Origin of the sequence: Virgibacillus sp. NKC19-16 (assembly GCF_021560035.1) — a bacterium.
GTDB classification, from domain to species: Bacteria; Bacillota; Bacilli; order Bacillales; family Amphibacillaceae; genus Virgibacillus_L; species Virgibacillus_L salidurans.
In genome coordinates this window covers 2849234-2873864 of record NZ_CP074373.1, presented here as the reverse complement: position 1 = coordinate 2873864, position 24631 = coordinate 2849234, and the positions used below count along the sequence as shown (strand labels likewise).

Below are 24631 nucleotides of genomic sequence, written 5' to 3'. Positions count from 1 at the left end.
CTGTCCCTCAGCGCTTTAGCCCTTTAGCGTAGTGGGGGACAGACCCCCTTTTATGTCACTTATCGCTCTTGCCTTTATCAAATGTTTCGTGTATAACGTCGATTACATCTTCTTTATCATTATGCTTTATCAATGGTATCATCCTTTCAATTATACATTTGCCAAAAGTGAGGTGATTTATACATGAGAGAAGTGATCATCCAACTAAATGACGAAACTTATGATCAAATCAAGGAAATTACAGAATTGGAAAATCTGATTAATCGCCATCGGGACAAAAACAGGAGGGACGATTATAAAATAGAGGAGTTCATTGTTGGTTGTATTGCGGATAAAATTGAACAAATCAAGCATTTCGATTCCGTTAATCCTTTCCAGGAAAACAATAAACAGCCTGTAATTAAGAACCGCTTCAAAGAAATAGCTAAACAAAAGAATATCTATATTAAAGATGTTGCGTATCAACTGGATATGAAGCCACCGAATATAAGCAAAATATTTAATAATGTATCGCAACCGAGATTGGAGTTGTTCATTAAAATTTGGCTGGTACTCGGGAGCCCGCCTTTGCATCAGTGTATTTACCTCGAAGTAGAATAAAAATTCCTGTTCTTTTTAATTTTTTTATGAATAAGTGGAATAGGACAAGCGGATAAGCCCATATCATAAATTATAATAATAGACATACAAACAAATCAAAAACATTATGGAACATTTTCTACGCGAAAATAAAATCAAATCAATAAATACGACAAAATGATTTCATGGGAAACGGTTCATTCTCCTGACTAAACACGCTGAGAAGGAGGGATACCGGATGACAGTATTTGAAGCGCTTGTCCTGATGATCACGTTTGGTACATTAATGGTTGGAGTTGTCAAATCAAAAAAATAAACGGAAAAAGGTCTGTCCCTCGCCGCTTTAGCCCTTTAGCGTAGCGGGGGACAGGTCCCTTTTAAGCCTCGTATTTATCTTTATAGATGGCTCTCACGTTACCTAATGATTTTTCGTCGATAAAGTAGGCAATGGATGCCTCGCATAATGCGTATGTTCCCGAGGATGCGATGGCGCCTGATATGACGGTACCTGCCCCTGGAAATAGTCGTACGAGCTGACGGGAGACTTGCCGAAAAGCAAAGCCGGCGGCCAGGTTCAACCCTAATGCGCTGAGAAATTCTCTTAGGTCTTTTTTATTCATTCTCCTGCCACCAATTAATGCAATCGAGCTGATCATGGCCATTTGCATACCGGTAATGATGGGTAAATCAGCAAGAGGAATGGGATTAGCTCCAATCAATCCGGTTATCCCGGAAATATTTTTCCCAATCCTCCGCGCTAACTTTTTTTGGACGGATTTCACTTTTGCCAGCTTGGCTAGAATCATTTGGGCGTCATTGGGCAACTGTTCAATCAGGTAATCGACCAATTTGTCAATATTCCATCTGAGATCATAGGAAATGATGTTATCCTCGATTTCGAAATAGGCAGAAACCGGAATGATTTTCACTGATACAGTGGATATTTCATTTAATTTTGCAGCCAAAACAGCTTCGGATTCTGCGATATTGTTCTGTTTTACTTCGTGATCAAATGGAGGCTTGTCCACCGACTTAGGGCTAAGCTCATCCACTTGGGTTACGACTCCAATGACGGGGATATCATAGTCATGGTAGGTTTTCACCGACTCTTTCAGTTGCTTGAGCTGTGTGATGTCCTCGTCGATCCGTGAACTTACCTCTTTTGCTTTGCTCAAGAAAAGGATAGCATCCGGACGTTTTTCCTTAATGGATTCCTGTACTTCATCGATCGCAGCACTTTCGGTGAATGCCTCCTCAGGTTGATCCGCTTCGCCTAATCCACGTGTATCCAGGATTTCAAGTGTGCCGGAATCGGATATATAGGCATGCCATTTTCCAGAACCGGTTTGCGCTTTTACGTCGCCAATCTCCGCGCGCATTTCACCAAATATTGCATTAATCAAACTCGACTTCCCGGCACCTCTTCTTCCGACAATGGCGATACGTGGGGGGCGTGCGTCCAGGATGAAGGTTTTTAAGTCTTCCAACTCCTCACTTATTTTTTCCTTCGTATTCCCAGGGAGTTTCGCTTTTTTAAGCCCTTCGTCGATATAGTTTATCAAATCCTGCATTTGTCCATAATTTTCTTGGTTGTGATTGCTCATAGTGATTCTCCTTCCAAGCTATTATCCCGATCCTTGAATTCCACATGAATGAATTCTTCATACTTTACCAGTGTCACTATATATACAATTTCAAACGTATAAGCCCCAATTTCATAAATGGAATTTCCTGGCGATTTTCTGTTTGACATGTTCCGGCATGCCATATTTCACATAAAGCATGATTGATAACACAGGCAAAAGCTGTAGTGCAGTAACAATGAACCAGCTTGACAGATCTATTTCATTTTGGTGGCTGTTGATGAAGAAATTGATCCACATCGATAGGATCACAACAGCAATAAAGAAAAAGCCAATCACGTTAAAGCCTTTTACAGATAGGGCTCTGATCAAGCTCCAGTAAGCAAAACCGATCACAGAGGCTCCCACTACGATCGGGAATGCTAATGGAAAAAACCAATCCAGTCCCCCGTGGAAGATGTCCAGTCCAAACAGTAGTACTAATGCAATCACAGCTATTCCAAAAATAACTTTATAATAACTTTGTACATATCCGAATGAAAAATATAAAAGCCCCCACCCCGCGAGCACACTTAAATTGCTGTATTTTGACCATGTAAATGCCTCATTTAATTCATAGTTTACATAGAACATGAGGCTTATAGCCACGAACACTAATAGCGATACGAAAACAAAAATACGGTTCAGCACTCTTCTCAAATGAACAGGATATGGATTGGCGGCTTTTGGAAATTTACGAGACGCGACTTTTTCCGTTTCATTCACTTCTGGGATGTGAAAACCGCATAGTGGGCAAGGCCGATTGCCTTTTTCAACCTTGATGCCACACTTGGGACAATAAGCCATATTAACTCTCCTCATCGTTTGTTTCTATCGTCACATCAATTTCCAATTCACGAATTCTTCGAAAAAATTCACGCTCCAGCATGCGGTCTTTGGACAAATTTCCAAAAGAGATGTACATATGAGATTTGTAGCTAATCAACATTGCCTTTACTTTATTCCCGATGCTTGGAGGGGGATAGCATTCAAATCGTTCGATAAATTGCTCTATTTCGCTTGGCACTTGGACAACTCCCAAGTTGGATAGACCACTTGTATATTGGCCTTCCCCGAAAAACGAATAAATGGATGGAGCGACAATATCTTTCACTGGTGAAGGCATTAACCGTAATGCTAATGATTTTTCACCAATGACACTTCGTTTGATATACTGTTTTAATTTTTTCCTTGTAAGTAACCGGTTAAACTCAATCTTTATTTCATTCACGATTTCTTCAAGATCATACGTACCTAGCCTCGCGTCAATGGAGGGGGTGATGCTCACAAAGAAATTGCGCATCGTCTCGCTTGCAAAAAAGGATCGCATATTTACTGGGACATTAATGACGATAGGGAGCTTCCGGCGTTCGGTTCTTTCTTGAATGGCTAACAGACTCTCCATATAAACGGCCGTCAGTAATATCGTAATGGAAGTATCATATTCCTTCGCTTTTCGCTTTAACTCGTCCACCTTTATAATCCCTGTTGTGATGTGATAATGGCCTTTTTTATCGAGTTGGATTGGGAGCTTAAACGACTTCCCGACGCGCGATTTTAAGACAGGAATATCCTTTTCATAATACTTCCGAAATGCATTCTCCGTTTCTAATTGCAGTTGTTCCTGATCTATTTCTTCCCTTTTTAAAGGGACAGACTCCTTCAGGTGAAGGTAGTTTGTGACGAGTTCACGCAGAAATTTCATTGCACCAGTGCCATCTGTAATACTGTGCGATATTTCCATGGCAATTCTGTTATTAAAATAGAGCACCCTAAACGGAAACGATCCGCGTCTTTTAATTGATAAACTCATACATGGATAATATATTTCTTCCTCCGCCCTTGGAGTTTGGTCCGTTCCTTCAAAATAATACCAAAAGAAACCTTGTTTTAATTGTACCTTATAAAAAGGAAACCGCTCCAATGTTGACTCAAGGGCTGCTTGCAGAAGCTTGGAATCGATTTGGGAGGTAAGCGTTGCAGATACCCTGAATAAAGTGGTTGCGCGTGAAGAAATAATGGATGTATACAATTTTCCAGCATTATCAAGCCGATACCATAACCTGTCGTCCTCCATCATTTCAGCCTCCCTTAACTATCTTCTTTACGTGAGTAAGTTAGGTAATTGTATCATATAGGATAAGGTTTGGTTAGTATAAGGAAGTTGGAATGTGCTTGCTAAGTGCGGGATATCCCAGTATAAGTATTCCCGTCCAAATAAAAAATACAAATGAGTATAAAAACATATGAAAAGAAGAAAATTATAAGAGACATTAAATTATTGTCTGCATGGCAATTTTTTGGATTATCGGGTATGCATGCCATGTTTGTCGATGCGGTCATGCGTTAAAATTTATGTTATTTAACACAAGGGAGTTTGTAAAAATGAAGAATGAATATGTCATCACGTACCAACTGGAAGAAGGATTAGTAAAAAAAACAGTAACTCAAGCAAAAACAAATAGGGAAGCGTATGAAATGGCGAAAAAGATAATAAATGGGCGAGTTCTGCATATACAAGAGGAAAATTATTACATTTCGTAAACGATAACACGGGGTCTGTCCCTCAGTGCTCTACCGTATTAGTGTAATGAGAGACAGGCCCCTCTAAGAAATGACAAGATTTGATAATTATTTCCCGGGCAATATATAATCCCCCAATCACCTAAATATTTTAACCTAAATTAATTTTAAACGAAACCAGATTTATAGATGGAAGTATTTTTCCTACCTATAAATCTGGTTTTTCGTTTGCCGCATTTTTAGATAGGTCAATTTCATATCATTTTAAATCTTCCAACGTAATACAATAATTCAGGAGGACTAACATATCGCTAAATCCAAAAGAATGATTCGCTTTTATTCACTAAAGGATTCATTAAGATGAATTGGAGGTAAGTAAATGAGCGATCAAAAGTTAAAAAAAATCCTCGGAAAATGGGATACGCTTGCACTTGCATTCGGTGCAATGATCGGATGGGGATGGGTTGTAACAACTGGTTTATGGATAACGGAAGCTGGATCTTTAGGTGCTATTCTGGCGTTTGCGTTTGGTGGAATGCTGGTTATATTCGTTGGCCTCACTTATGCAGAATTAGCCTCTGCTATTCCACTGGCGGGAGGGGAACATGTCTATAGCTACAAAGCAATGGGAAGGATAGCCTCGTTTATCGCAACGTGGGCGATTGTACTTGGATATGTATCTGTGGTAGCTTTCGAGGCGGTAGCGCTTCCTACTGTTTTCGAATATTTGATTCCGGACTACAGTCAGGGTTATTTATACACGATTGCTGGCTGGGATGTGACGATAACTTGGGCAGGTATTGGTATCTTAGGTTCTGTTCTTATTGCTTGGATCAATTATCGTGGGATTAAGTTCTCTACTGCGATTACAGGTATTTTTACGTTATTGATTCTAATAGCGGGTATATTGCTGATTACTGGTAGTACAGCTGCAGGAAATGTGCAAAATATGCAACCATTAGTTGAAAATGGGATCGCTGGGATATTGACCGTAGTAATTATGACACCATTTATGTTTGTCGGTTTTGATGTTATCCCACAAGCTGCCGAAGAAATAAATTTACCTCGAAAACGGATTGGTCAATTATTAATTGCTTCGGTCGTTCTGGCTGTACTATGGTATATCGCTGTAATATTCGGGGTATCGCGAGTCATGAGTTCTTCTGCTATTAGTGAATCGAATCTGGTAACGGCGGATGCGATGGCAACAGCCTTTGGCGGTAGTGCGATGATGGGGAATATACTTGTTTTAGGTGGTATTGGTGGGATTTTAACAAGCTGGATCGGCTTCTATGTCGGTGGCAGCCGCGCGATTTATGCGCTTGCTAGAGCTGGTATGCTGCCTAAATCGCTGGGTGACCTGCATCCGAAATATAAAACGCCTTATAAAGCTATTCTGTTAATTGGTATTCTTTCTACTGCTGCCCCATTATTGGGTCGACCTGCGCTTACATGGCTGGTTAACGCTGGTGGACTTGGATTAGTGGTTGCATGGTTAATGGTAGCAATATCCTTTATTATTTTACGAAAAAAATCTCCGGACATGAAGCGCCCCTTTCGTCTTCGAGGAGGTACCACGATTGGCTGGATTGCCATTGTCATGGCGGGCGGCGTAACGGTACTTTACATGCCAGGCATGCCGTCAGCACTTGTGTGGCCTTATGAGTGGGTTATCATTATTTTATGGGTCATCTTAGGTATTATCCTGTATACTGTGTCTGTATCGAAATATGGGAAGAAACGTGCTGACGATCACATGAAAAAAGAGATTGAAGAAGTGCTTAAAGATAAATAGATTTTTATTTTATGAGAACGCTTACTTTCTAACGTGATTAAAAAAAGTATGTTAAAATTGAACCACATTCAAAAAAGTAAACTGCAAATCTTGCAGGAGAGGTTCGCAATTCCATCCCTCTATAAAAATACTAGGAGGCAAACAACACGTGCTTCTTTGTGTTGTTTTTTTATGGAAAATGTAGCGAGCTCTTCTTTTTAAGGTAAAGAGAGGAGAAATTACATGGATAATAACAAGGCAGTTGTGGTGTTCAGTGGCGGACAGGATAGTACCACTTGTCTATTTTGGGCATTGGAAAAATTTGATCATGTTGAGGCTGTTACCTTTCAATATGGGCAGCGTCATAATAATGAATTGGATTCCGCCATAGAAATTTGCCAAAAGTTGGATGTTAAACAACATGAACTGGATATGTCTTTACTAAATCAATTAGCTCCAAATGCATTAACGAGGGAGGATATCGAAATCACAGAGGGGGACGGGCTGCCATCGACGTTTGTACCTGGAAGGAATTTGTTATTCCTTTCATTTGCTGGTGTGTTAGCTAAACAAATTGGTGCCAAACATCTGATCACAGGCGTAAGTGAGGCGGACTTTAGCGGTTATCCGGATTGTCGTGATGACTTTATCAAATCACTGAATGTAACGTTGAACTTGTCCATGGATGATCGCTTTGTGATCCACACACCATTAATGTGGTTAGACAAGTCACAAGTATGGGAGCTCAGTGATCAATTGGATGCATTTGAATTTGTGAAAAATAACACGCTAACTTGCTATAACGGGGTGAAAGGCAGCGGTTGCGGTGAGTGCCCTTCCTGTAAATTGCGCAATCGCGGACTGGAAAATTATGAGAAGAGGAAAGCCGGGGTGATAGTAGAATGATGCAGCAAATTTATCCCGTGTCCCCGCATTCCTATGCATATGAGTTGAACAAGGATTTTCATTTTGCAGCAGCCCATTACATTCCGCACGAAGATGCCGGAAAGTGCAAAGTGACGCATGGACATACTTATTTTACCAATATTACTATCGTTGGCGATGATTTGGATGATACTGGATTTCTGGTGAATTTTAAAGCAATCAAGGATTTAATCCATAAACGATTTGACCATGAAATATTGAATAAGGATGCTGCTTTTTCCGATGATGATGCTACATTTTTCCCTACGACTGAGGTTGTCGCCCGTACCATTTATGAGATCGTTCAGGATTATTTACATACATTGTCGAACCAGCCGGTGTGCTTGCAGGTCTATTTAAGGGAAACACCTACAAGTTATTGTATTTATCGACCAAAGGAGGTAGGAAAATAATGAAGCTGCCTGTGCTGGAAATATTTGGTCCGACCATTCAGGGAGAAGGTATGGTGATCGGAAGAAAGACCATGTTTGTGCGAACGGCTGGTTGTGATTATTCCTGCTCCTGGTGTGACTCAAAGTTTACATGGGATGGATCTGAAAAAAATGCAATTCAAATGATGGAACCGAAAGAAATTATGGATGTTTTAAGTGAAAAAGGCGGCGATCACTTCGGACATGTTACGCTATCTGGCGGAAATCCTGGATTACTACGTCAAATTGATGAATTGGTAGATTTATTGCATGATCACCAGATAAAAGTGGCCTTGGAAACGCAAGGTAGCAGATGGCAGGACTGGTTTACGAAAATTGATGACCTGACCCTTTCGCCTAAACCGCCAAGTTCAGGAATGAAAACAAATTTTGACACACTGGATTTTATCATCGAATCATTGCAACAAACGCAAGCAGGCGATTTTAGTTTGAAGATTGTTATTTTTGATCAAGATGATTTGCGTTACGCAACGGAACTACATCAGCGATACCCAGCTGTTACGCTATATCTTCAGGTTGGGAATGATGAAACCGAGACTGACAATAACGAAAATTTACTCGATCATTTACTAGGTAAATACGAGCTATTAATTGACCAGGTAATGGAAAGTAACGTATTGAAAGATGTGCGAGTGCTCCCGCAGCTACATACGTATTTATGGGGGAATAAGCGAGGGGTTTGATTGTTGGGTTCTGAAACTGTACCCGACGACTTCTATTACATGATTCTATCAAACTTGAGAACTTATAGGATAAAAAGCTATTGCCATCTGTAAAATGTACCCTATAGAGTAGACACTTACCTGCTTATAGGGTACATTTTATTTAATGCATTTTTTACATTTTCAGTTTTTGCTAGGGCGCTTATAATTGCTTCAATCTATTTTATTACACCATCAAAGCCCCAATCGCCCCAGCATGAGCACCTTTCTCCAGAAATACCGGTTCATAGGCCATCATATCCTGAAAGCCACCTAACACATTTTTAAGTGGCTCATTGCCATTTAACGTACTTCCTGTAAAAACAACCCTTTCAACCTGCTGTGATCCGGCAGCCTGGGTGGACAGCAAAATGAGCGTTTCGCCGATTAACTTGATCAGGCTTGCCATGTGATCGTACTCTGTAGCATCTTTATTCAGATGCGCCTTTCCAAAATTAGCTGCGGTTAAATCACCTAAGAGCGGCGGTTCATTCGGTGCGTAGATGTCCTTGACCAGTAAATCACTGCCTGTATAACTTCCTTCTTTTGCGAGATTAACCAGCTCATGAAAATCACTTTTCCCTGTAATGAGTGACCAATCCCCATCAGTGCACCTCCACCAATTCCACTCCCGAGGAGCCGTTCATGGGCATTTGCAGTTACGTGATAGATGGAAGTTCCTGTCCCAACACTTACTAAAATAAAATCTTCTTCAAATATATTTTTTTCCTGCTTTAATAAAAAACGTGTTCCTTCTGCGGTGGCTTCAAATTCATCTATTTGATGGCTGGACTGTTGCACAACACTTTGCAAATAGCCACTCTTTCCACCAGTCAAATAGAGAACTGCGTCTGGCGAAATGAACCGTAACCAGTTGAGGAGCTGATCCATCTCTTCAATAGAATATGTTTTCACATGTATTTGTCCTCGCTCTTCATATGCCAGTTTTACCAGTGATCCGCCCGCGTCAATTCCAATCTTCTTCGTCATAGGTACACATCCAATCGTTTGGAGATATTAATCTATTACATTTTACATCATTTTAAATGAAACCCACCTTTTTCACAATTCTGACGCAGATGTAAATCAATAACAATCATTCCAAAAATCGCCTATTTCCTGTATGATAGCAGTGTATAGATAAAGGAGTTTCCTTCATGAAAAACACACAAATCCAACGTTTAATCGAAACGATCAGCATAGCTACACTTGGCGGCTACCTTTTCAACATCCTGAGCCTCCCGCTTCCATGGTTATTGGGCGCCCTGACATTTGTCATGCTCTGGCAAGGATTTACAAAAAGAGAAGCCTCGTTGCCGGATTCGATTAAAAATGCCGGATTAATTATTATCGGAATCTATTTTGGGTTATATTTTACAGCAGAAACATTCCAGACGATTTGGCCGTATTTTCTTCCTTATATTCTATTAACCTGTGTCTTAATTCTGGCAAGTATTATGCTGGGAGTCATTGTGACAAAATGGATTACTGTGGATAAAATCACAAGTATTTTCGCAAGTATTCCTGGTGGTTTGACAGAGATGACGATAGCCAGCGAAGCACTACATGCAAAATCCGCTTTCGTCGTTATTTTCCAAACGATCCGACTAATGACCGTACTTTTTACGATTCCAACAGCAATGACGTATCTTTTTTCTGAAGAGGCACAAGCTGCTGCGAATCAAACAGTAGCAGGCGCGACTGCCGGGGGTTGGAGCTATTTATGGTTTATTATCCCTGTGCTAGTTGCGCTGCTCGTACGCAATAAGATCCCGGCTGGAATTATCATCGGTGCACTTGGTGTTACCGCGGTAATGAACGTCAGCCCGATCGAATTGGCGGCTGTTCCGCCGTTTTTGATGAACGCCGGTCAAGTAATGATTGGTGCTGGTCTCGGGAAAAATATTTTGTTCCGGGATTTGAAATTGGGCGGGAAATATTGTTTTGTCTACTTTGGTCTATCTATTGTTCTCATACTTATTGCTTTTGGGCTGGGTATTATACTAGCTAATTTTACAACACTGAATTATGCTACTGCGATTTTAAGTATTGCTCCTGGCGGGTTATTCGAAATGGTCTTAACGGCTTATAATGTCGGCGGAGATCCTGCAATTGTCAGTGCACTGCAGCTGACTCGAATTTTGGTGATAGTCATTGGTGTGCCACCATTAATCGGGTGGTGGTTTGGGAAGAGACGAACATAATATGACTGTATATAGAAGACTCATTATTTGGTAAAAATAATAGAAAGACAACGTGAGAAGTTGGACATAGCTAGGTTGGTCAATTTTGAGGGTTTTCTGTTGAAATATTTTCAATAAAACATGTTGAAAAGGCATGGAATTATTTGAGAACAAAAATCATTTACGAAAGCTGTTCATTTTCATGATATATATGAAGGTGAACGGCTTTTTATGATATAGATACGATTCTACAAAGTACAATCGAAAAAAGCTCCAGAAATGGGGCGTTTTATGGCAAATTATTTTTGCGCTTAAAATGCCACCAAACTCTGGGGTTTATTCGATAGTAATTGTAGAAGTAAGACTATGAATCCTATTTCTGCATCTGCAGCAACTGCTGATAAGCAGCAGCTTCGTCCGGATACCCCAGCTCCTGATAAATTTTTGCAACATATTTTACGGAGCTGTGTGCTTGGGGATCTAGTTCCACTTCCCATTTAAAGCAATCGAGTGCTTTTTCCAATTGGCGAAAGTATAGATATAATTCTCCTAAATTGAATTGACGGTCAGGGTCGTCAACTAATGTTTGCATTTTCAATAGCTTTTGTTCGACTGGGAGGTGGAAATTTGCGTCACGGAATGGTTGAAACCAATCGAGGATTTCGCCTATAGTATGGTCTTGCAGAAAGGATGAAATGAATGGGGTAGCCAGTCGTTCTATTGTTTGTGGGTTTTTACTAAGTTCCAACAATCGGTAATTGCCGTTTTTAAAAAATGAAGTCAGATCTGTGAGACCAGCTTGTTCGATGTGGGTTATTATTCCTGTTAATTGTTCTTCGTCTGGCTGAACCTTCGTTGTCATCATGAATTCAAGGATGTCATTTGGTTTGCCGGATGCGAGCAGTTTAGTGATTAATGCTTCGTGCAAGACAGGATTGTTGTTGGATTGATTCAATTCCTGTAATAACGTCATCTGCTCGTCGGTGGGTAGCGGCTCAATCATTACTCGGATTGCTGTGAAATTTTCAGGTGTAAAGTGGGATTTGAGTAAGGTGATTCTTAATGCGAGTTCATCTGTCCAGCGATTTTGTTCCTTATATAATTGAAGAAGCATCATTACATGCTCTGTATGGTATAAGTTATCAAAACATAGGGATTCCAATTGAATAGGATCTTTTTCTGACAGCTTTTCCAAATCTTGATACATTTTTGATTGGTTTTTGAATTGCGCGCCACTAATCATATCGCGTGCAAAGGTATTGGTATTATCATAGTTTAAGTAAATATTTAATAATTGATAGGACGCGAGTGATTGGCCATTTCGTTGGTAGTGGTTAAAGGTATCTTTGAGTACTTTATGAATGGAATCGGTAGACGAGAAGGCATCGAAGTACGTTTTGATCAGTGCAGTTTCTAACTGGGAATAGGAGGTATCTTGGATTTTTTTATAGAGTTTTTCAATAGGAAGAAAGTGGATGTTCCTATAGGCGCGGATTAATTGCTTGGTTAATGGATGCGATCCTTCGAAGTGAAGTCCTTCCGTAAATGCACGATGAACATGCGTGTCGGTGTCAATATCATCTGCGTGTATCCCTGTTAGGAAATCATTTTTATAAAAAAACAGGTAGAAATAATCCCCCGCTTCGTCTGTCGCTTCGAGCACCTTGCTTTGTTTATAAATTGCCAGTTGCTGCGGAGTTAGTGTTAGATTCTTTTTCTTTTGGTGAGCTTGGAATTGTGTCATTTTTATTCCCCCTCGTTTCTTTTATCATACCATAATTTGGTGATGCAGCAGAAATAATTTCAACTACATGTAATTGAAATTATTCCTACTCCGCGATCGTTTTACGTTCGACAATTTCACTCGCAATGGCTTCCGTCAACTCTTGCGCAATTTTTGGAACGTATGATTTCAATGCCGGATTTATCACTGATCCTTTCATACCTTTTGCGGTGATATCAAGATTGCCTGTCATTTTTGTTTTTGTAGCATCTATTGCTTCTGCTTCAAAATAGCCATTTCCCGAAAATTTTTCGTTCAACCCTGTGAGGTCAAAGGTAACTGTTGTTGGTTTCTGCCATTTTGTAATATCTATTTTCAGACTTACTTTTCTATGCACGACTCCGAGATCTGCTTTGAATTTCCATGTCGATTGTCTATCGTTTAAAATTTTATGATCAATATAGCCGGGTACTAACGGCGCCCATTTGTTCATGTCACGAACAAAGTTCCAGATATTTTCGATAGGGACATTTAATTCTATCGTATGCGTTCCGCTTGGCATGATTAGCCTCCTTAAGTAGAAAGTCTATTTGTTATATTATAGTGGGTAAAGCGAGTGGACTCAATGAAAACGGTCTATTGTTTTTTAATGAGATTATTGACAATTAGGAAAGGGATGATATCATTTATGTAATGATGGTATCATATACGGTGCTCCCCACATAGAATAAGGAGAATTGTTTATGTCAAGGATAGAAAAAAAGTTTGAAAAAATTATAAGAAGTCCTGACAATACAGATTGGCGTGAATTAGAAACCCTAATTAAGTATTATGGCTGTCAAGTGAAAGAGGGTAGAAGCCATAAAATCGTTTTTCATAAGATAAGAAATAGGCCTTTAACTATTTCGGTGCATGGAGGCAAAGTGAAGACAGTATATGTCAAAGAAATCATAAAATTAATTGAAGAAATTCGTGAGGAGGATAATTATGACTAAGAAGGATTTAAATTATTATCTATCACTGGACTATAATATTGATCTCCAGCCTATTACAGAAGAAGATGGTGGCGGCTGGCTAGCTTCTCTACCAGAGTTAGAAGGGTGTATGTCTGATGGAGTTACGCAAACAGATGCGTTAAAAAATCTTGAAGATGCTAAAGTTGACTGGTTGGAATTTTGTATAGAAAATAGCTTACCAATTCCAGAACCAAAAATATATACAAATGAATATAGTGGAAAATTTACCTTAAGGGTGGGTAAAACGGTGCATAAAAAATTAGTTGAAACCTCTGAAAGGGAAGGGGTGAGCGTTAATAATTTAGTCAATGGTTTTGTAAATGCGGGTTTACAAGAAACTGCAGGAAGCAACTACTTTCCTGAATTAGTTAAAGAAAGGTCCCATTCCTATTATAGGGTTAAAGATGATAAACGACCTGATGAAAAGTAGTTTATGGGAAGCACGGGGACGGTTGTCTTGCTTCCTTACTATCCAAAAAGAGCAAAACGCGCAAACATCCCACTTTTTTCACTAAGATTTAGAATAATTCTTGCAAGATACAACCGTTTACTTTACTATTTAAGTTGTAAGCGATGTCATACAAATAACTGAACATTAAAAACCAAATTAAAAAGGAGTTGTTTTCTATCTTTGCCAACTTAACCCCACTCGATTGGAAGCGCAGGGCAGTGAAATACTATCCGCAAAAGACGGCTGTTATCGATGGAAAGAAGCAGTTTTCATATAAGGAATTTGGTGAGCGTACAGATAAGCTTTCGATTGCTCTGCACGCGGCAGGTATCAAGGAAGGTGATCATGTTGCGGTCATGCTGCCAAACACGCATTATATGCTGGAGAGTTTTTATGGAATAAGTCAGCTTGGTGCTGTTATGGTCCCTTTGAATTATCGGATAACAGCAACAGATATGGAGTACATTATCAAGCACAGTGATGCGAAAATGTTAATTGTTGACGAGGAGTTTAGCGGGCCGATTAAGGAAATAGAAGATAAACTTAACCTGGATGAGATTATTATCGTAGATGTGGAAGGACAGGAAACGGACTTAAAAGGATTGGATTATGAGGCGTTTTTGCAAAATATTCCCGAGAACGCGACACCGCCTGAGGTTGAAATCGATGAAAATCAGCTCCTAACATTGAATTATACTAGTGGGACAACTTCCAAACCAAAAGGGGTAATGCTCACCCATCGCAGTAATTATCTTAATGCGGCAAATTTCATGTACCATCTCGGTGTGGGTCATGATGATGTTTATTTACATACATTGCCGATGTTTCATGCGAATGGCTGGGGAGGTGTATGGGCGATTACAGCGGCTGGCGGAACCCATGTCTGTTTGCGCAAAGTCGATCCACCATTAATTCTTGACCTATTTGAAAATAAAAATATTACATTATTATGCGGAGCACCGACTGTCATTAACATGCTTATAAATGATCCAAAAGCGAGTGATGTGAATATCAGGACAAAACCACGTATGGCGACTGCAGGCGCACCACCAGCGGCAGCGCTTATTCAAAAAGCGCAGGAAACTCTAGGCCTAAATATGATTCATGTTTACGGTCTAACGGAAACATCGCCATTTATTCTTTATAATGAATGGAAAAAGGAATTTGACGCTAAATCAGCGGACGAACAGGCAACGATCAAGGCAAGACAGGGGATAGAACTCGCTTTTAACGGGGAAACAAAGGTCGTCCATCAAGATGGAAAAGAAGTCGCCTGGAATGGGGAGGAATTAGGAGAAATCATAACTCGCGGTAATGTTGTGATGGAAGGATATTATAAGGATCCAGAAAAAACAGCAGAAGCAATCAAGGACGGGTGGTTTCATACCGGTGATTTAGCGGTTACCTATCCGGATGGCTATATTGAAATACGGGATCGTGCTAAAGATTTGATTATTTCCGGCGGCGAAAATGTGTCCTCTACTGAAGTGGAAGGCGTGTTATATAAACATCCGGACGTGATGGAGACAGCTGTTATTGCTATTCCCGATGAAAAATGGGGAGAGGTGCCCAAAGCGATTATCGTGTTGTATCCTGAGGCAAACATTACGGAAGAAGGGATTATTGCATATTGCCGGGATGAGATGGCACATTTTAAAGCACCAAAATCTGTTGAATTTGTGGATGCTTTACCGAAAACAGCTACAGGTAAGCTGCAGAAATTCCGTTTGCGGGAGATGTATTGGGAAGGATCGAAGAAGGTGAATGGGTAAGGGAGCTTTTACACTTATAAAAATTAAAATCGACAAAAGATGGCCTGTAGTTAATTAACTACAGGCCATCTAGTTTGTGTTATAAGATATTCCGCTTTACTCAATCACCACATCATTTAACATCAAAATGCCTGAAGGATGTATCCAGAATCCCTCTACACCTTTTTGCACTGCTGCGACATCTTGTGTATGTCTTAGATACGTGTATGGTGCATCTTCTTTTTCAATTTGCTGTAGCTCGCTATAGATTTCATTACGGACATCAGGGTCATTTTCTTGTCTTGCCTGGTCGATCAACTTGTCTACTTCCGGATTATCATAGAAAACGCGATTCCCTTGTGGCCCCATCGAATCCGAATGGAACATATAATATTGGTTATAATCCCCGTCACCTGTCATGTTTGACCAACCGAGAACAAACATATCATGCTCCCCGCTGGACGTCTGTTCTAAGTAAGCGCCCCATTCCAGTATTTCGACGGAAACATCAATTCCAACCTCTGCTAACTGTGCTTGCGCCACTTCAGCCACGTCTACTCTAGCCTGATCATCATTTGTCCAAATAGTTGTTTCAAAGCCATCTGAGTATCCTGCTTCCTCTAGCAGTTCCTTTGCCCTCTCCGGGTCATACCCGTAGCCCTCTAATTCAGGCGAATGGCCGATGACGGATGGACCGATTGGACCGTCAGCATAAACGCCAACACCATTATAGACGTGTTCAATCATAGTTTCCGTATCGAGTGCATAATTAATTGCTTGCCTTACAAGTTTATCATCGAAAGGTTCTTTATTCATATTTACACCAATATAGTCGACACCTAATCCTTCACTTTCATGTAACTCCATATCTTCTGAATTTTCAACTCGAGGAACGTCACTTGTGTTAATTGGTTCCGCAATATGTGCATCTCCGGTTTCGACCATAGCGATTCGGGTTTGTCCTTCAGGGATCACTGTAAATGTCACATCATTCACAGTCGCCGGGTCACCCCAATAATCTTCATTTCTTACAATAGAAATCTCTGCTCCCGGCTCCCAGCCTCCAAATGTAAAAGGGCCTGTCCCAACCGGGTTTTCCTGTAATGAACTTTCTCCATTATTGTCTTCTTCAATCGCTTTTGGACTAATTATACCACCAGCATAATGTGCTAGATTTGATAGCAGAGGAGAAAATGGATATTCTGTTACCAGTCGAATGGTATAGTCATCAATAACTTCTATTTCACTAATCATGTTGAATAGATCAGCTCTTGGTGAAGCAATTTCTTCATCAGTCACCCGTTCCAGATTTGCCTTAACAGCCTCTGCGTTGAAATATTCACCATCATGAAACTGCACGCCTTCTCTTAATGTGAATTCCCATGTTTCGTCATCCACCCGTTCCCACTCAGTAGCAAGGCCTGGCTGAAATTCCATATTTTCATCCTGTTTTATAAGCGTTTCATAGATTTTATTATGATAGATATTGGCAGAAGGAATATCCGTTCCAAGGTGTGGATCCAGCTGCTGAGCATCCGCGCCAACCGCAACGACAAGCGATCCCCCGCCACTACTTCCATCAGATCCTCCTGATGCACTCTCTGAATCTGGCTCACTGGCACATGCTCCTAAAATAACAATCAGACTTGCGAATAAAATTACTTGAAAAAATGCTTTTCTCACTGTGATTATCTTCCCTTCTGGTTGTTTAATTACGTTTGTTTCGTAATTTTTTTAAATTTGTATTTATTAATTAGATAGTATATTTAATTAGATACATAATGTCAATAGTTTTTCATATTTTATTGTCAAAATGTTGGGTGATAATTATATAGGCTTTATTTACTAAAATAGTTAGGAAGTAACATTATCATAATGTTTGTTTTGTGGAGGGCTCTTAATACAGGTGCCTATGTCTTAGAATTTAACTAAAACTGAGTCACATATTTCCTGCCATTCGTACGTTTTTATGCTATCCAATCCAGTGGGTACAATTATTTCACATTATCTACATCGGTTGATGCCGGAATCACATAAATCCACATACGAGCAATTAAAAAGAGAAAGCACGCAAACCGTCCCCATGCTTCCCCTATGTTATAATAACCGTAAAGCATGAGTAATTATTTCTTAAGAATGAGGTTCGGATCGTATGAGTCGAATTATGGATATATATAAGCAACTTGGTGAAATGAGCGAGGATAGCGTAACTGCAGATGAGGTGGGCGAACAGCTGGAAATCGATCGTTCGACTGCGAGTCGTTATTTGAACGATTTGGTAAAGGTGGATAAGGTGGTAAAAATACCTGGTAAACCTGTGCGGTATTCGGTGAAAACACCAACAAATAAAGATACTGCAGAACCGGATTTGATCGGATCGGATGAAAGTCTTCATCCCATATTGGAAACAGGAATGGCAGCTTTTTTATATCCATCCAAACCACTCCCAATCCTATTGACAGGGGAAACCGGTACGGGAAAATCTTATATGGCTGAAAAACTTTCCCAATTGGCAATTGAGAAATCAGACGGACCAGGTGATATTCCTTTTGTCGCGTTTAACTGTGCAGATTATGCGCAAAACCCGGAACTCCTGGTCGGACAGATTTTTGGAATCAAAGAAGGGGCTTTCACTGGTGCGACGGAAAATAAGGTGGGATTAGTGGAAAAGGCGAATGGCGGCATTCTCTTTTTGGATGAAATTCACCGGCTTCCTCCATCTGGGCAGGAAATGCTATTTTATCTGATCGACAATGGTGTGTATCATCGCCTCGGAGAAGCAACCCAGGAGAATAAGGCCGATGTTGCTTTCATTGGTGCTACGACAGAGAGTCCAGAAGATGTTCTGCTTCCGACACTGATGCGCAGGTTTTCGATAAAATTAAATATTCCACCATTACGTGAACGAACGGCTTCTGAACGGGAAGAGCTACTTGATTACTTTCTCCGGGAAGAAGCTTCAAAAATGAACGCCCGTTTGTCCATTGCTCAGGATTGTCGCAGGGTATTCCTCACGTACGAATGTCCTGGGAATATTGGTCAGCTGAAGAGTGATATTCAAATTGCCTGTGCGCGAGCCTATTACCGGTATTTGAACCGCAGGCAAGATGAGGTTGTCATTAAATTGGAGGATTTTCCTGGTGATATGGCTAATCGTCGGGAAAATGGAAATCCCCCACAGCAGATTGAAGTCAATCATGCAGAAAATGTAAAACAGAGCGATTTTCCAAATATATACCAACGCCTGGATGACACAAGCAAGGATGGGGCTCGTCAAAACAGTAAGAAAGATCTACAAAACGTGGTGAAAGATTATATCACTGATTTAATGCAAAAATATAAACATCCACCAATCCATCAGCACAGCTGGCAGCAATTAATTGATGATGACCTATTTCAAGCGCTCGCGTCTGCAAAGCGTGAGTTGCAGGACATCCTTTCCTTTTCCATTCAAGACAGTCAGCTCTATGTGATTGGTTTACATCTGCAAAATTACCGGAATCATTTGCGTGAAGACGTTAAAAAAGAGTCTATCCCTGTAATGATTCACCCTAATGCATCCTATCGACAGGCCGCAAACCGTATTGCACATCACTTACATCAGCAAATCGGAATGGATCTGCCACAGGAAGAAATTGAATTAATTGCCCATTTTATTACACCTGAGAATCAGCATAGGGATGCGGAGACTTCAGAAAGTAATATAGGGGTTCTGCTTGTGACACATGGAAAATCCACAGCGTCTTCCATGGCTGAAGTGGCCAATTATTTACTGGGTAACGAGGTTATTCATGCAGTTGATATGCCGCTGAATATTTCTGCAGAGGAAACGTATGAGCGGGTAATACAGACGATTAATGGCTGGAAAAATGAAAAAGGTGTTTTGCTACTGGTTGATATCGGATCATTGATCACTATGGGAGATGCGATCAGGCATGAACTTAATATTCCGATTCAAACATTATCAAGTGTAAACTTATCCATGGTGATGGAGGCTGGCAGACAGTCGCTTGTTTCGGATCAGACACTTGATGGGATTTATGAAGAGACAAAGCAAGCGATGCTGAAGTTTGTGAAAAAAGAGGCAGAAACGACAAGTCTTCAAAAACGAAGGCTAATAGCAACCGTTTGTTTTACCGGTGAGGGTGCTGCACAGCTTCTGGAATCATGGATTGCCAACCAGCTTTCTGCGATGGATGAAGATGTATTAGTCAGGACTGTGAGAATTGACCCTACATCAAAGGATACTTCTGTGCTCATGGAGCTAAAGGAATATTATGAGGTGATTGCTATTATCGGCACCGTTCCTGTTTCGATTGACGGAATTCCGTATATTCCAGCCTGGGAGCTACTCCAGGAAGAGGGAATTTCCAGGATGCATAAACTGCTGGAAATCACTAGAAAACCCTATTCTTTGACTGACGTAAGCAGTGAGATTTCCACAGATGAGATCCATCCATTAATAGTAAGGGGATTGCAGGAAATCGTTACCTTTGGAAATCCTAAAATGATAGCAGACCTTCTGGATAAAAGGATCCCTCCAATACGTGATTATTATAATTGGGCCAATGATCGTGAACTCGGAATGTGGATGCATATTGGCGGAATGATTGACAGGCTCATTTCTAATAAAATGAAAAATGATCACGATAAGCTTATTTCCTCTTTTCCGCTCGACAGCCAAACGGTTCTATCTGACCAGGAACAGGAGATTTGGGATCCTTTCTTCCAAGACTTAGAGGAAACATTCAATACGAAGATTCCCACAGAAATAAGACGCGAACTTGTAAAATTATCACGCTAAAAAATGTGTGCAAACAGCCTTGCACACATTTTTTTATGTGTTGATTTCTTAAAGAAGGAAAAAATCATTGTATTGACATAGCGGCTTTTATACGTGTTTTATTAAACGAACACCAATGTTGGCATAGTTTTTGCATAGTATAGGAGAAGGGAGAAATCGTAATGAATGCTGCGATTTTGGAAGCTACTATGGAAGCAATTAAAGGAGGGATAGGATGAAAAAATTCCTTTTCATATATGCATCTGTGTTTTCATTGATTTGGATCGGAAATGGTATCTATGCATTCATCACCGATAAACCTTCATCCGGAGTTATTCTCGGTTTTGGTATCGCTTTTTCTATTGTTATTTTTGTCGCAAGCTGGTTTTCAAGCTGGCTGATGGGTCATTACAAGAAAGTTGATACCATGGCAAAAGAAATAATTCAAAAGAAAGTAAAAAATAATTAAGGAGTGGTAATATGGCAAACGATAAATTTAAATTGGTTATTCTGTGCAGTTGGGGTGCAACTTCCAGCCAATTGGCGCAGAAAGTACAACAAGCCGCAGAAAAAAGAGGTATGGATGTAGAAGCTCACGCAGGAGGAACCGGGGAATTTAAAAAAGATGCTGATAAATACGATGTTGCCTTACTGGAACCGCAAGTACGCCACCTGAAAAAAGAAGTAACAAAAGTTGCAGAAGCGCACAATATACCTGTGGAACTCGTTGATCAGCGTGCATTTGCACTGATGGACGGGGATAAAGTATTAGATCAAGCAATAAAAATGATGAAATAAAGACTACCTTATCCTCCTTTGTTAAGGGGATAAGGCAAGGAGGGGTAACGATGAAACTCGAACAATGGCTTGAAGATCATTTAATGGAACCATTAGGTAAGATTGCGCAAAATACGTACCTGCAGGCAATCCGGGATGCATTCGTCATTTTTGCGTTACCTGTAATTATTACGGGAGCCATCTTCCTGATTATTGCAAACCCGCCGACATCACTGAACTGGGGGATCATTGACGCATGGGCAAATGCAGTAGAACCCATACAGCCTCAGCTTTTGTTCCCATATAATCTGACATTTGGGGTCATGGCCTTGACCGTTTCGTTCGGTGTCGGGTATAGTCTGGCGATACGAAAAGACATGGATGCAGTGATGGCAGGTATTCTTTCTATGCTTGCATTCTTTATGACTGCATTTCCAGTAACAGATATTGAACAGGTGCCATTTGGGGAAATCTTGCAATATCTGGGAGGCCAGGGGCTGTTTGTTGCTATTATTTTAGGGATTCTCACAACAGAAGCAATGAATTTTCTGATAAAAAAAGGTGTTACATTTGAGATGCCTGCTGGAGTACCACCGTATGTGATGCGAACCTTTCGAGCCGTCATTCCATTTATGATCATTCTGCCACTTGTATGGATCGTGTCTTGGATCGTATGGGCTAATTTTGGCATAACGATTCCACAGGCAGTATTGGACCTATTTAGTCCATTAGTTGCTGCATCGAACTCATATTGGGCAGCACTTGGTATGATTTTGCTCATGCTTGTACTTTGGGCAATCGGAATTCACGGAATGAATGTTGTATCTTCGGTTGTCTATCCGTTCTGGATGACCAATTTAGCGGAGAATGCCGAAGCGGTAAGCCGGGGGGAAGAAGCGGGCGGTATCGTTACAGAGCCATTCTTCCATATGTTTACCCATCTTGGTGGATCTGGTGCAACATTGGGACTAGCTGTGTTCCTGCTCTTCGCTGCCTCGACGCAGCTGAAACAAGTCGGAAAAACTGTAATTATCCCATCATTATTTAATATCAATGAGCCGCTAATTTTTGGTGTGCCGATTGTATTAAATCCGCTTTTAATCATTCCATTTGTACTTGGGCCTGTTGTTATTGTGACCATTAACTATATTTTATTTGCGACCGGTATTTTGCCGCCTGTTATTGTGCAGCCACCATTTACTGTCCCGGTTTTCTTTGGTGGATTTATCGCAACCGGGGGATCATGGCTGGCAGGAATCGTACAGCTTGTAAACGTAGCAATCGCAGCAGCAATTTATTACCCATTCTTTAAGAAGTACGATAGACAGCTTGTCGAAGAAGAAAATAAAGCTGCTGCCGAAGAAAAGACATCATGATGAAGGAGTGTAACAATGAATTACGATGAAATTATGACACAGTTAATTCTGCACGGCGGAAATGCCCGCGGTGCTGCGTATGAAGCGCTGGATGAAGCGGAAGAATACAACTTTGAAAAAGCAAGTGAGTTGCTGGAAGAAGCAAACGAAGAATTTTTAAAAGGTCATAAATACCAAACCCAACTCATCCAAACACAGGATGAACAACCAGTCCCAAGCTTTTTCATGATACATGCACAAGACCATCTCATGACCGCACAAGCTGAACTCCAGCTGATTAAACGGATGATTGAGCAATTGAAAATGATGGAGAAGTTGGAGAAGCGGATTGAGAAATTGGAAGAGTGATTTGTGGGGAAGCATGGGGACGGGGCGATTGCTTCCTCAATACCCAAAAGGAGGCAGTGCTCGAGTTGCCCCTATGAAAATTACTAAGTTGAATGGTAAAAGCCAGGCCTCAGGTGGGCTTGGCTTTTATCTGCTTATGAAGATTACTTGGGTGTGGTAAATAATTATTAATGTCGCTTACTTGGTAATCTATTTGATCGGTTTCGACTACCTTTTCGCGCTTTATTCTGTTCATTTTTCTTCTTCTGTTCATGAAATTTCCTTACAAATTCTTGTGTGCTATCCATAAAAATCAAACCTCCTTGAACCTAAAAGTTTATTCATTAGTTTGCCCTAATGGAGTAGAAAAATTCATGTTGAGGGATGGGGGACAGTGATTCGTCCCCTAACATGAAAACCCATACACAAACACTTGTTCGCTTAAATTTATTCTGATATACTGATATTAGAATTACACCTCGTTAAGTCCTCTTATAAATCACAAAGGATGTGTTATAATGGCAACAGACACACAAGTTAGAGAAACTCCTATCGATTTCAAGCAATACTTGGTAAATGAAGACCCCACCGATTACAACAAACAGGAACCAATTACAGAAAAAGCGAAACCGTATACCAAACATGATCAGCTATTCAAGCAACTAATCAACACATTTTTTGAAGAATTCCTGGAAGCCTTTTTCCCGGAAGTTCACTGGAATGTGGATTTCACTGCAATTACTCCATTGCCCGGAGAGGTATTTACAGATCTGATTGATGACAAAACCCGAAGATTGGATATTGTAGTGGAAACAAAGCTAAAAGATGTAGAAACAGTTCTAATTATCCATGTAGAGCCGCAAAGTTATACAGAAACTGATTTCCATGAACGGATGTATCACTATTTCAGTTTACTGTATAATAAGTATAGGAAACCCATTTTACCTATTGCTGTTTTCAGCTACGATGAAAATCGGTACGAGAAGGATGAATTTTCGATTGGATTTCCCTTCTTTCATGTTTTGATTTTTAACTTTTTAATGTTGGAATTGCGGAAAAATAACTGGCGGGATTATATCAAATCGGATAACCCGGCGGCCGCAGCATTGCTAAGCAAGATGGGGTATTCAGAAGAAGAAAAGGTGCAGGTGAAGAAGGAATTTCTGCGAATGTTAGTGAGGATGGAGCTAGACCCAGCAGAATCCAGGTTAATTATCGGATTTTTTGAGGAATATTTAATATTAAATGAAGAAGAGGAGGAACAACTTATGAATGAGGTTCAGCAATTGGATAACCCGGATGAAATTTTAGAACTGCCTATTTCCTGGGAAGAGCGGGGGATAAAACGTGGGAGAGAAGAAGGGAAAGAGGCAGGAAAAGAAGAAGCAATGGAAACAGCGGCGATAGCCATGCTTAAGAAGGAGCTGCCATTGGACTTAATCGCTGAGGTCACAGGGCTTGAAAAAGAGAAAATAGAAAAGTTGAAAATGTCATTATAACTGGTATGTCGATGCCGCAATATAACTCAGGAGGGGGAAATATTGCGGCATGATTACTATCTGAAGACAGCTGGGTTAGAATCTGTATACATAGGACAAGTTTTGCCTTGTCTCTGGTTGTTGCAGGTATCAATGTATGAAATATAATATCTCAATATTCACTATATTAG

Annotated in this window: 24 protein-coding genes and 1 pseudogene; 17 read left to right on the top strand and 8 right to left on the bottom strand. The window is 40.4% G+C overall.

The window, feature by feature from the left end; genetic code table 11:
- Positions 1-183 precede the first annotated feature (183 nt).
- On the top strand, positions 184-600 hold the full coding sequence (locus KFZ58_RS14665; protein WP_235792040.1) for a helix-turn-helix domain-containing protein: 417 nt from the start codon (positions 184-186) through the stop codon (positions 598-600).
- Between the two features lie 217 nt (positions 601-817).
- On the top strand, positions 818-895 hold the full coding sequence (locus KFZ58_RS19395) for a putative holin-like toxin (RefSeq protein ID WP_370642505.1): 78 nt from the start codon (positions 818-820) through the stop codon (positions 893-895).
- Between the two features lie 61 nt (positions 896-956).
- Here KFZ58_RS19395 and KFZ58_RS14660 read toward each other — a convergent pair whose 3' ends face one another.
- From KFZ58_RS14660 to KFZ58_RS14650, 3 genes are all read right to left on the bottom strand, one after another.
- Positions 957-2183: a GTPase family protein gene (locus KFZ58_RS14660; RefSeq protein WP_235792039.1), complete on the bottom strand. Its 1227-nt coding sequence runs from the start codon at positions 2181-2183 to the stop codon at positions 957-959.
- Between the two features lie 111 nt (positions 2184-2294).
- Positions 2295-3008, bottom strand: coding sequence for a DUF6320 domain-containing protein (locus KFZ58_RS14655; RefSeq protein WP_235792038.1), 714 nt, complete (start codon positions 3006-3008; stop codon positions 2295-2297).
- Between the two features lies 1 nt (position 3009).
- The gene (locus tag KFZ58_RS14650; RefSeq protein WP_235792037.1) at positions 3010-4278 is read right to left on the bottom strand and encodes an alcohol acetyltransferase; all 1269 of its coding nucleotides are present in this window, start codon (positions 4276-4278) and stop codon (positions 3010-3012) included.
- A 308-nt stretch (positions 4279-4586) separates the two neighbouring features.
- On the opposite strand from KFZ58_RS14650, the gene KFZ58_RS14645 reads away from it, so the two are divergent.
- The 5 genes from KFZ58_RS14645 to queE all read left to right on the top strand — a co-directional run bounded on the left by KFZ58_RS14645 (position 4587) and on the right by queE (position 8557).
- On the top strand, positions 4587-4745 hold the full coding sequence (locus KFZ58_RS14645) for a hypothetical protein (protein WP_235792036.1): 159 nt from the start codon (positions 4587-4589) through the stop codon (positions 4743-4745).
- A gap of 358 nt (positions 4746-5103) precedes the next feature.
- Positions 5104-6519 (top strand): APC family permease, encoded by a 1416-nt coding sequence (locus KFZ58_RS14640; protein WP_235792035.1) that lies wholly within the window; start codon positions 5104-5106, stop codon positions 6517-6519.
- A 222-nt stretch (positions 6520-6741) separates the two neighbouring features.
- Entirely contained in the window at positions 6742-7404 is a 663-nt protein-coding gene (gene queC, locus KFZ58_RS14635) for a 7-cyano-7-deazaguanine synthase QueC (protein ID WP_235792034.1), read from the top strand.
- Positions 7401-7835, top strand: a complete 435-nt coding sequence (locus tag KFZ58_RS14630) for a 6-pyruvoyl trahydropterin synthase family protein (protein ID WP_235792033.1) — start codon at positions 7401-7403, stop codon at positions 7833-7835. The genes queC and KFZ58_RS14630 overlap by 4 nt, the downstream gene beginning before the upstream one ends.
- The gene (gene queE / locus KFZ58_RS14625) at positions 7835-8557 is read left to right on the top strand and encodes a 7-carboxy-7-deazaguanine synthase QueE (protein ID WP_235792032.1); all 723 of its coding nucleotides are present in this window, start codon (positions 7835-7837) and stop codon (positions 8555-8557) included. The genes KFZ58_RS14630 and queE overlap by 1 nt, the downstream gene beginning before the upstream one ends.
- 205 nt (positions 8558-8762) lie before the next feature.
- Here queE and KFZ58_RS14620 read toward each other — a convergent pair.
- Positions 8763-9466: pseudogene (locus KFZ58_RS14620) on the bottom strand (type II pantothenate kinase).
- A gap of 266 nt (positions 9467-9732) precedes the next feature.
- On the opposite strand from KFZ58_RS14620, the gene KFZ58_RS14615 reads away from it, so the two are divergent.
- A complete protein-coding gene (locus KFZ58_RS14615; protein ID WP_235792031.1) occupies positions 9733-10779 on the top strand; it encodes an AbrB family transcriptional regulator in 1047 nt (348 codons plus the stop codon).
- Between the two features lie 352 nt (positions 10780-11131).
- Here KFZ58_RS14615 and KFZ58_RS14610 read toward each other — a convergent pair whose 3' ends face one another.
- Positions 11132-12502, bottom strand: coding sequence for a tetratricopeptide repeat protein (locus tag KFZ58_RS14610; RefSeq protein ID WP_235792030.1), 1371 nt, complete (start codon positions 12500-12502; stop codon positions 11132-11134).
- A gap of 85 nt (positions 12503-12587) precedes the next feature.
- Positions 12588-13043 carry an SRPBCC family protein gene (locus KFZ58_RS14605; protein ID WP_235792029.1) on the bottom strand — a complete coding sequence of 152 codons (456 nt, stop codon included), beginning with the start codon at positions 13041-13043 and terminating at the stop codon, positions 12588-12590.
- Positions 13044-13224: 181 nt separating this feature from the next.
- Between KFZ58_RS14605 and KFZ58_RS14600 the strand changes: the two genes are divergently transcribed.
- From KFZ58_RS14600 to KFZ58_RS14590, 3 genes are all read left to right on the top strand, one after another.
- On the top strand, positions 13225-13476 hold the full coding sequence (locus KFZ58_RS14600) for a type II toxin-antitoxin system HicA family toxin (protein WP_235792028.1): 252 nt from the start codon (positions 13225-13227) through the stop codon (positions 13474-13476).
- A complete protein-coding gene (locus KFZ58_RS14595; RefSeq protein ID WP_235792027.1) occupies positions 13469-13927 on the top strand; it encodes a toxin-antitoxin system HicB family antitoxin in 459 nt (152 codons plus the stop codon). The genes KFZ58_RS14600 and KFZ58_RS14595 overlap by 8 nt, the downstream gene beginning before the upstream one ends.
- Before the next feature lie 197 nt (positions 13928-14124).
- The gene (locus tag KFZ58_RS14590) at positions 14125-15720 is read left to right on the top strand and encodes a long-chain-fatty-acid--CoA ligase (RefSeq protein WP_235794753.1); all 1596 of its coding nucleotides are present in this window, start codon (positions 14125-14127) and stop codon (positions 15718-15720) included.
- Positions 15721-15816: 96 nt separating this feature from the next.
- Here KFZ58_RS14590 and KFZ58_RS14585 read toward each other — a convergent pair whose 3' ends face one another.
- On the bottom strand, positions 15817-17382 hold the full coding sequence (locus tag KFZ58_RS14585) for a glutathione ABC transporter substrate-binding protein (protein WP_235792026.1): 1566 nt from the start codon (positions 17380-17382) through the stop codon (positions 15817-15819).
- A 469-nt stretch (positions 17383-17851) separates the two neighbouring features.
- On the opposite strand from KFZ58_RS14585, the gene KFZ58_RS14580 reads away from it, so the two are divergent.
- The 5 genes from KFZ58_RS14580 (at position 17852) to KFZ58_RS14560 (ending at position 22983) form a co-directional block, all read left to right on the top strand.
- Positions 17852-20503: a sigma 54-interacting transcriptional regulator gene (locus tag KFZ58_RS14580; RefSeq protein ID WP_235792025.1), complete on the top strand. Its 2652-nt coding sequence runs from the start codon at positions 17852-17854 to the stop codon at positions 20501-20503.
- Positions 20504-20717: 214 nt separating this feature from the next.
- Positions 20718-20951 carry a hypothetical protein gene (locus KFZ58_RS14575; protein WP_235792024.1) on the top strand — a complete coding sequence of 78 codons (234 nt, stop codon included), beginning with the start codon at positions 20718-20720 and terminating at the stop codon, positions 20949-20951.
- An 11-nt stretch (positions 20952-20962) separates the two neighbouring features.
- Positions 20963-21280, top strand: coding sequence for a PTS sugar transporter subunit IIB (locus tag KFZ58_RS14570; RefSeq protein ID WP_235792023.1), 318 nt, complete (start codon positions 20963-20965; stop codon positions 21278-21280).
- Between the two features lie 50 nt (positions 21281-21330).
- Positions 21331-22635: a PTS sugar transporter subunit IIC gene (locus KFZ58_RS14565; protein WP_235792022.1), complete on the top strand. Its 1305-nt coding sequence runs from the start codon at positions 21331-21333 to the stop codon at positions 22633-22635.
- Between the two features lie 15 nt (positions 22636-22650).
- Entirely contained in the window at positions 22651-22983 is a 333-nt protein-coding gene (locus tag KFZ58_RS14560; protein WP_235792021.1) for a PTS lactose/cellobiose transporter subunit IIA, read from the top strand.
- A gap of 167 nt (positions 22984-23150) precedes the next feature.
- Here KFZ58_RS14560 and KFZ58_RS14555 read toward each other — a convergent pair whose 3' ends face one another.
- Entirely contained in the window at positions 23151-23270 is a 120-nt protein-coding gene (locus KFZ58_RS14555; RefSeq protein WP_235792020.1) for a DUF4023 family protein, read from the bottom strand.
- Between the two features lie 210 nt (positions 23271-23480).
- On the opposite strand from KFZ58_RS14555, the gene KFZ58_RS14550 reads away from it, so the two are divergent.
- Complete coding sequence (locus KFZ58_RS14550; protein WP_235792019.1) at positions 23481-24461, top strand: RpnC/YadD family protein; 981 nt, start codon at positions 23481-23483, stop codon at positions 24459-24461.
- Positions 24462-24631 lie beyond the last annotated feature (170 nt).

What these genes read in the sequence shown, in the direction of transcription:
- KFZ58_RS14665 (WP_235792040.1), top strand. Translation starts at nt 184, where the DNA reads ATGAGAGAAGTGATCATCCAACTAAATGACGAAACTTATGATCAAATC.
- KFZ58_RS19395 (WP_370642505.1), top strand. Translation starts at nt 818, where the DNA reads ATGACAGTATTTGAAGCGCTTGTCCTGATGATCACGTTTGGTACATTA.
- KFZ58_RS14660 (WP_235792039.1), bottom strand. Translation starts at nt 2,183, where the DNA reads ATGAGCAATCACAACCAAGAAAATTATGGACAAATGCAGGATTTGATA.
- KFZ58_RS14655 (WP_235792038.1), bottom strand. Translation starts at nt 3,008, where the DNA reads ATGGCTTATTGTCCCAAGTGTGGCATCAAGGTTGAAAAAGGCAATCGG.
- KFZ58_RS14650 (WP_235792037.1), bottom strand. Translation starts at nt 4,278, where the DNA reads ATGGAGGACGACAGGTTATGGTATCGGCTTGATAATGCTGGAAAATTG.
- KFZ58_RS14645 (WP_235792036.1), top strand. Translation starts at nt 4,587, where the DNA reads ATGAAGAATGAATATGTCATCACGTACCAACTGGAAGAAGGATTAGTA.
- KFZ58_RS14640 (WP_235792035.1), top strand. Translation starts at nt 5,104, where the DNA reads ATGAGCGATCAAAAGTTAAAAAAAATCCTCGGAAAATGGGATACGCTT.
- queC (WP_235792034.1), top strand. Translation starts at nt 6,742, where the DNA reads ATGGATAATAACAAGGCAGTTGTGGTGTTCAGTGGCGGACAGGATAGT.
- KFZ58_RS14630 (WP_235792033.1), top strand. Translation starts at nt 7,401, where the DNA reads ATGATGCAGCAAATTTATCCCGTGTCCCCGCATTCCTATGCATATGAG.
- queE (WP_235792032.1), top strand. Translation starts at nt 7,835, where the DNA reads ATGAAGCTGCCTGTGCTGGAAATATTTGGTCCGACCATTCAGGGAGAA.
- KFZ58_RS14615 (WP_235792031.1), top strand. Translation starts at nt 9,733, where the DNA reads ATGAAAAACACACAAATCCAACGTTTAATCGAAACGATCAGCATAGCT.
- KFZ58_RS14610 (WP_235792030.1), bottom strand. Translation starts at nt 12,502, where the DNA reads ATGACACAATTCCAAGCTCACCAAAAGAAAAAGAATCTAACACTAACT.
- KFZ58_RS14605 (WP_235792029.1), bottom strand. Translation starts at nt 13,043, where the DNA reads ATGCCAAGCGGAACGCATACGATAGAATTAAATGTCCCTATCGAAAAT.
- KFZ58_RS14600 (WP_235792028.1), top strand. Translation starts at nt 13,225, where the DNA reads ATGTCAAGGATAGAAAAAAAGTTTGAAAAAATTATAAGAAGTCCTGAC.
- KFZ58_RS14595 (WP_235792027.1), top strand. Translation starts at nt 13,469, where the DNA reads ATGACTAAGAAGGATTTAAATTATTATCTATCACTGGACTATAATATT.
- KFZ58_RS14580 (WP_235792025.1), top strand. Translation starts at nt 17,852, where the DNA reads ATGAGTCGAATTATGGATATATATAAGCAACTTGGTGAAATGAGCGAG.
- KFZ58_RS14575 (WP_235792024.1), top strand. Translation starts at nt 20,718, where the DNA reads ATGAAAAAATTCCTTTTCATATATGCATCTGTGTTTTCATTGATTTGG.
- KFZ58_RS14570 (WP_235792023.1), top strand. Translation starts at nt 20,963, where the DNA reads ATGGCAAACGATAAATTTAAATTGGTTATTCTGTGCAGTTGGGGTGCA.
- KFZ58_RS14565 (WP_235792022.1), top strand. Translation starts at nt 21,331, where the DNA reads ATGAAACTCGAACAATGGCTTGAAGATCATTTAATGGAACCATTAGGT.
- KFZ58_RS14560 (WP_235792021.1), top strand. Translation starts at nt 22,651, where the DNA reads ATGAATTACGATGAAATTATGACACAGTTAATTCTGCACGGCGGAAAT.
- KFZ58_RS14555 (WP_235792020.1), bottom strand. Translation starts at nt 23,270, where the DNA reads ATGGATAGCACACAAGAATTTGTAAGGAAATTTCATGAACAGAAGAAG.
- KFZ58_RS14550 (WP_235792019.1), top strand. Translation starts at nt 23,481, where the DNA reads ATGGCAACAGACACACAAGTTAGAGAAACTCCTATCGATTTCAAGCAA.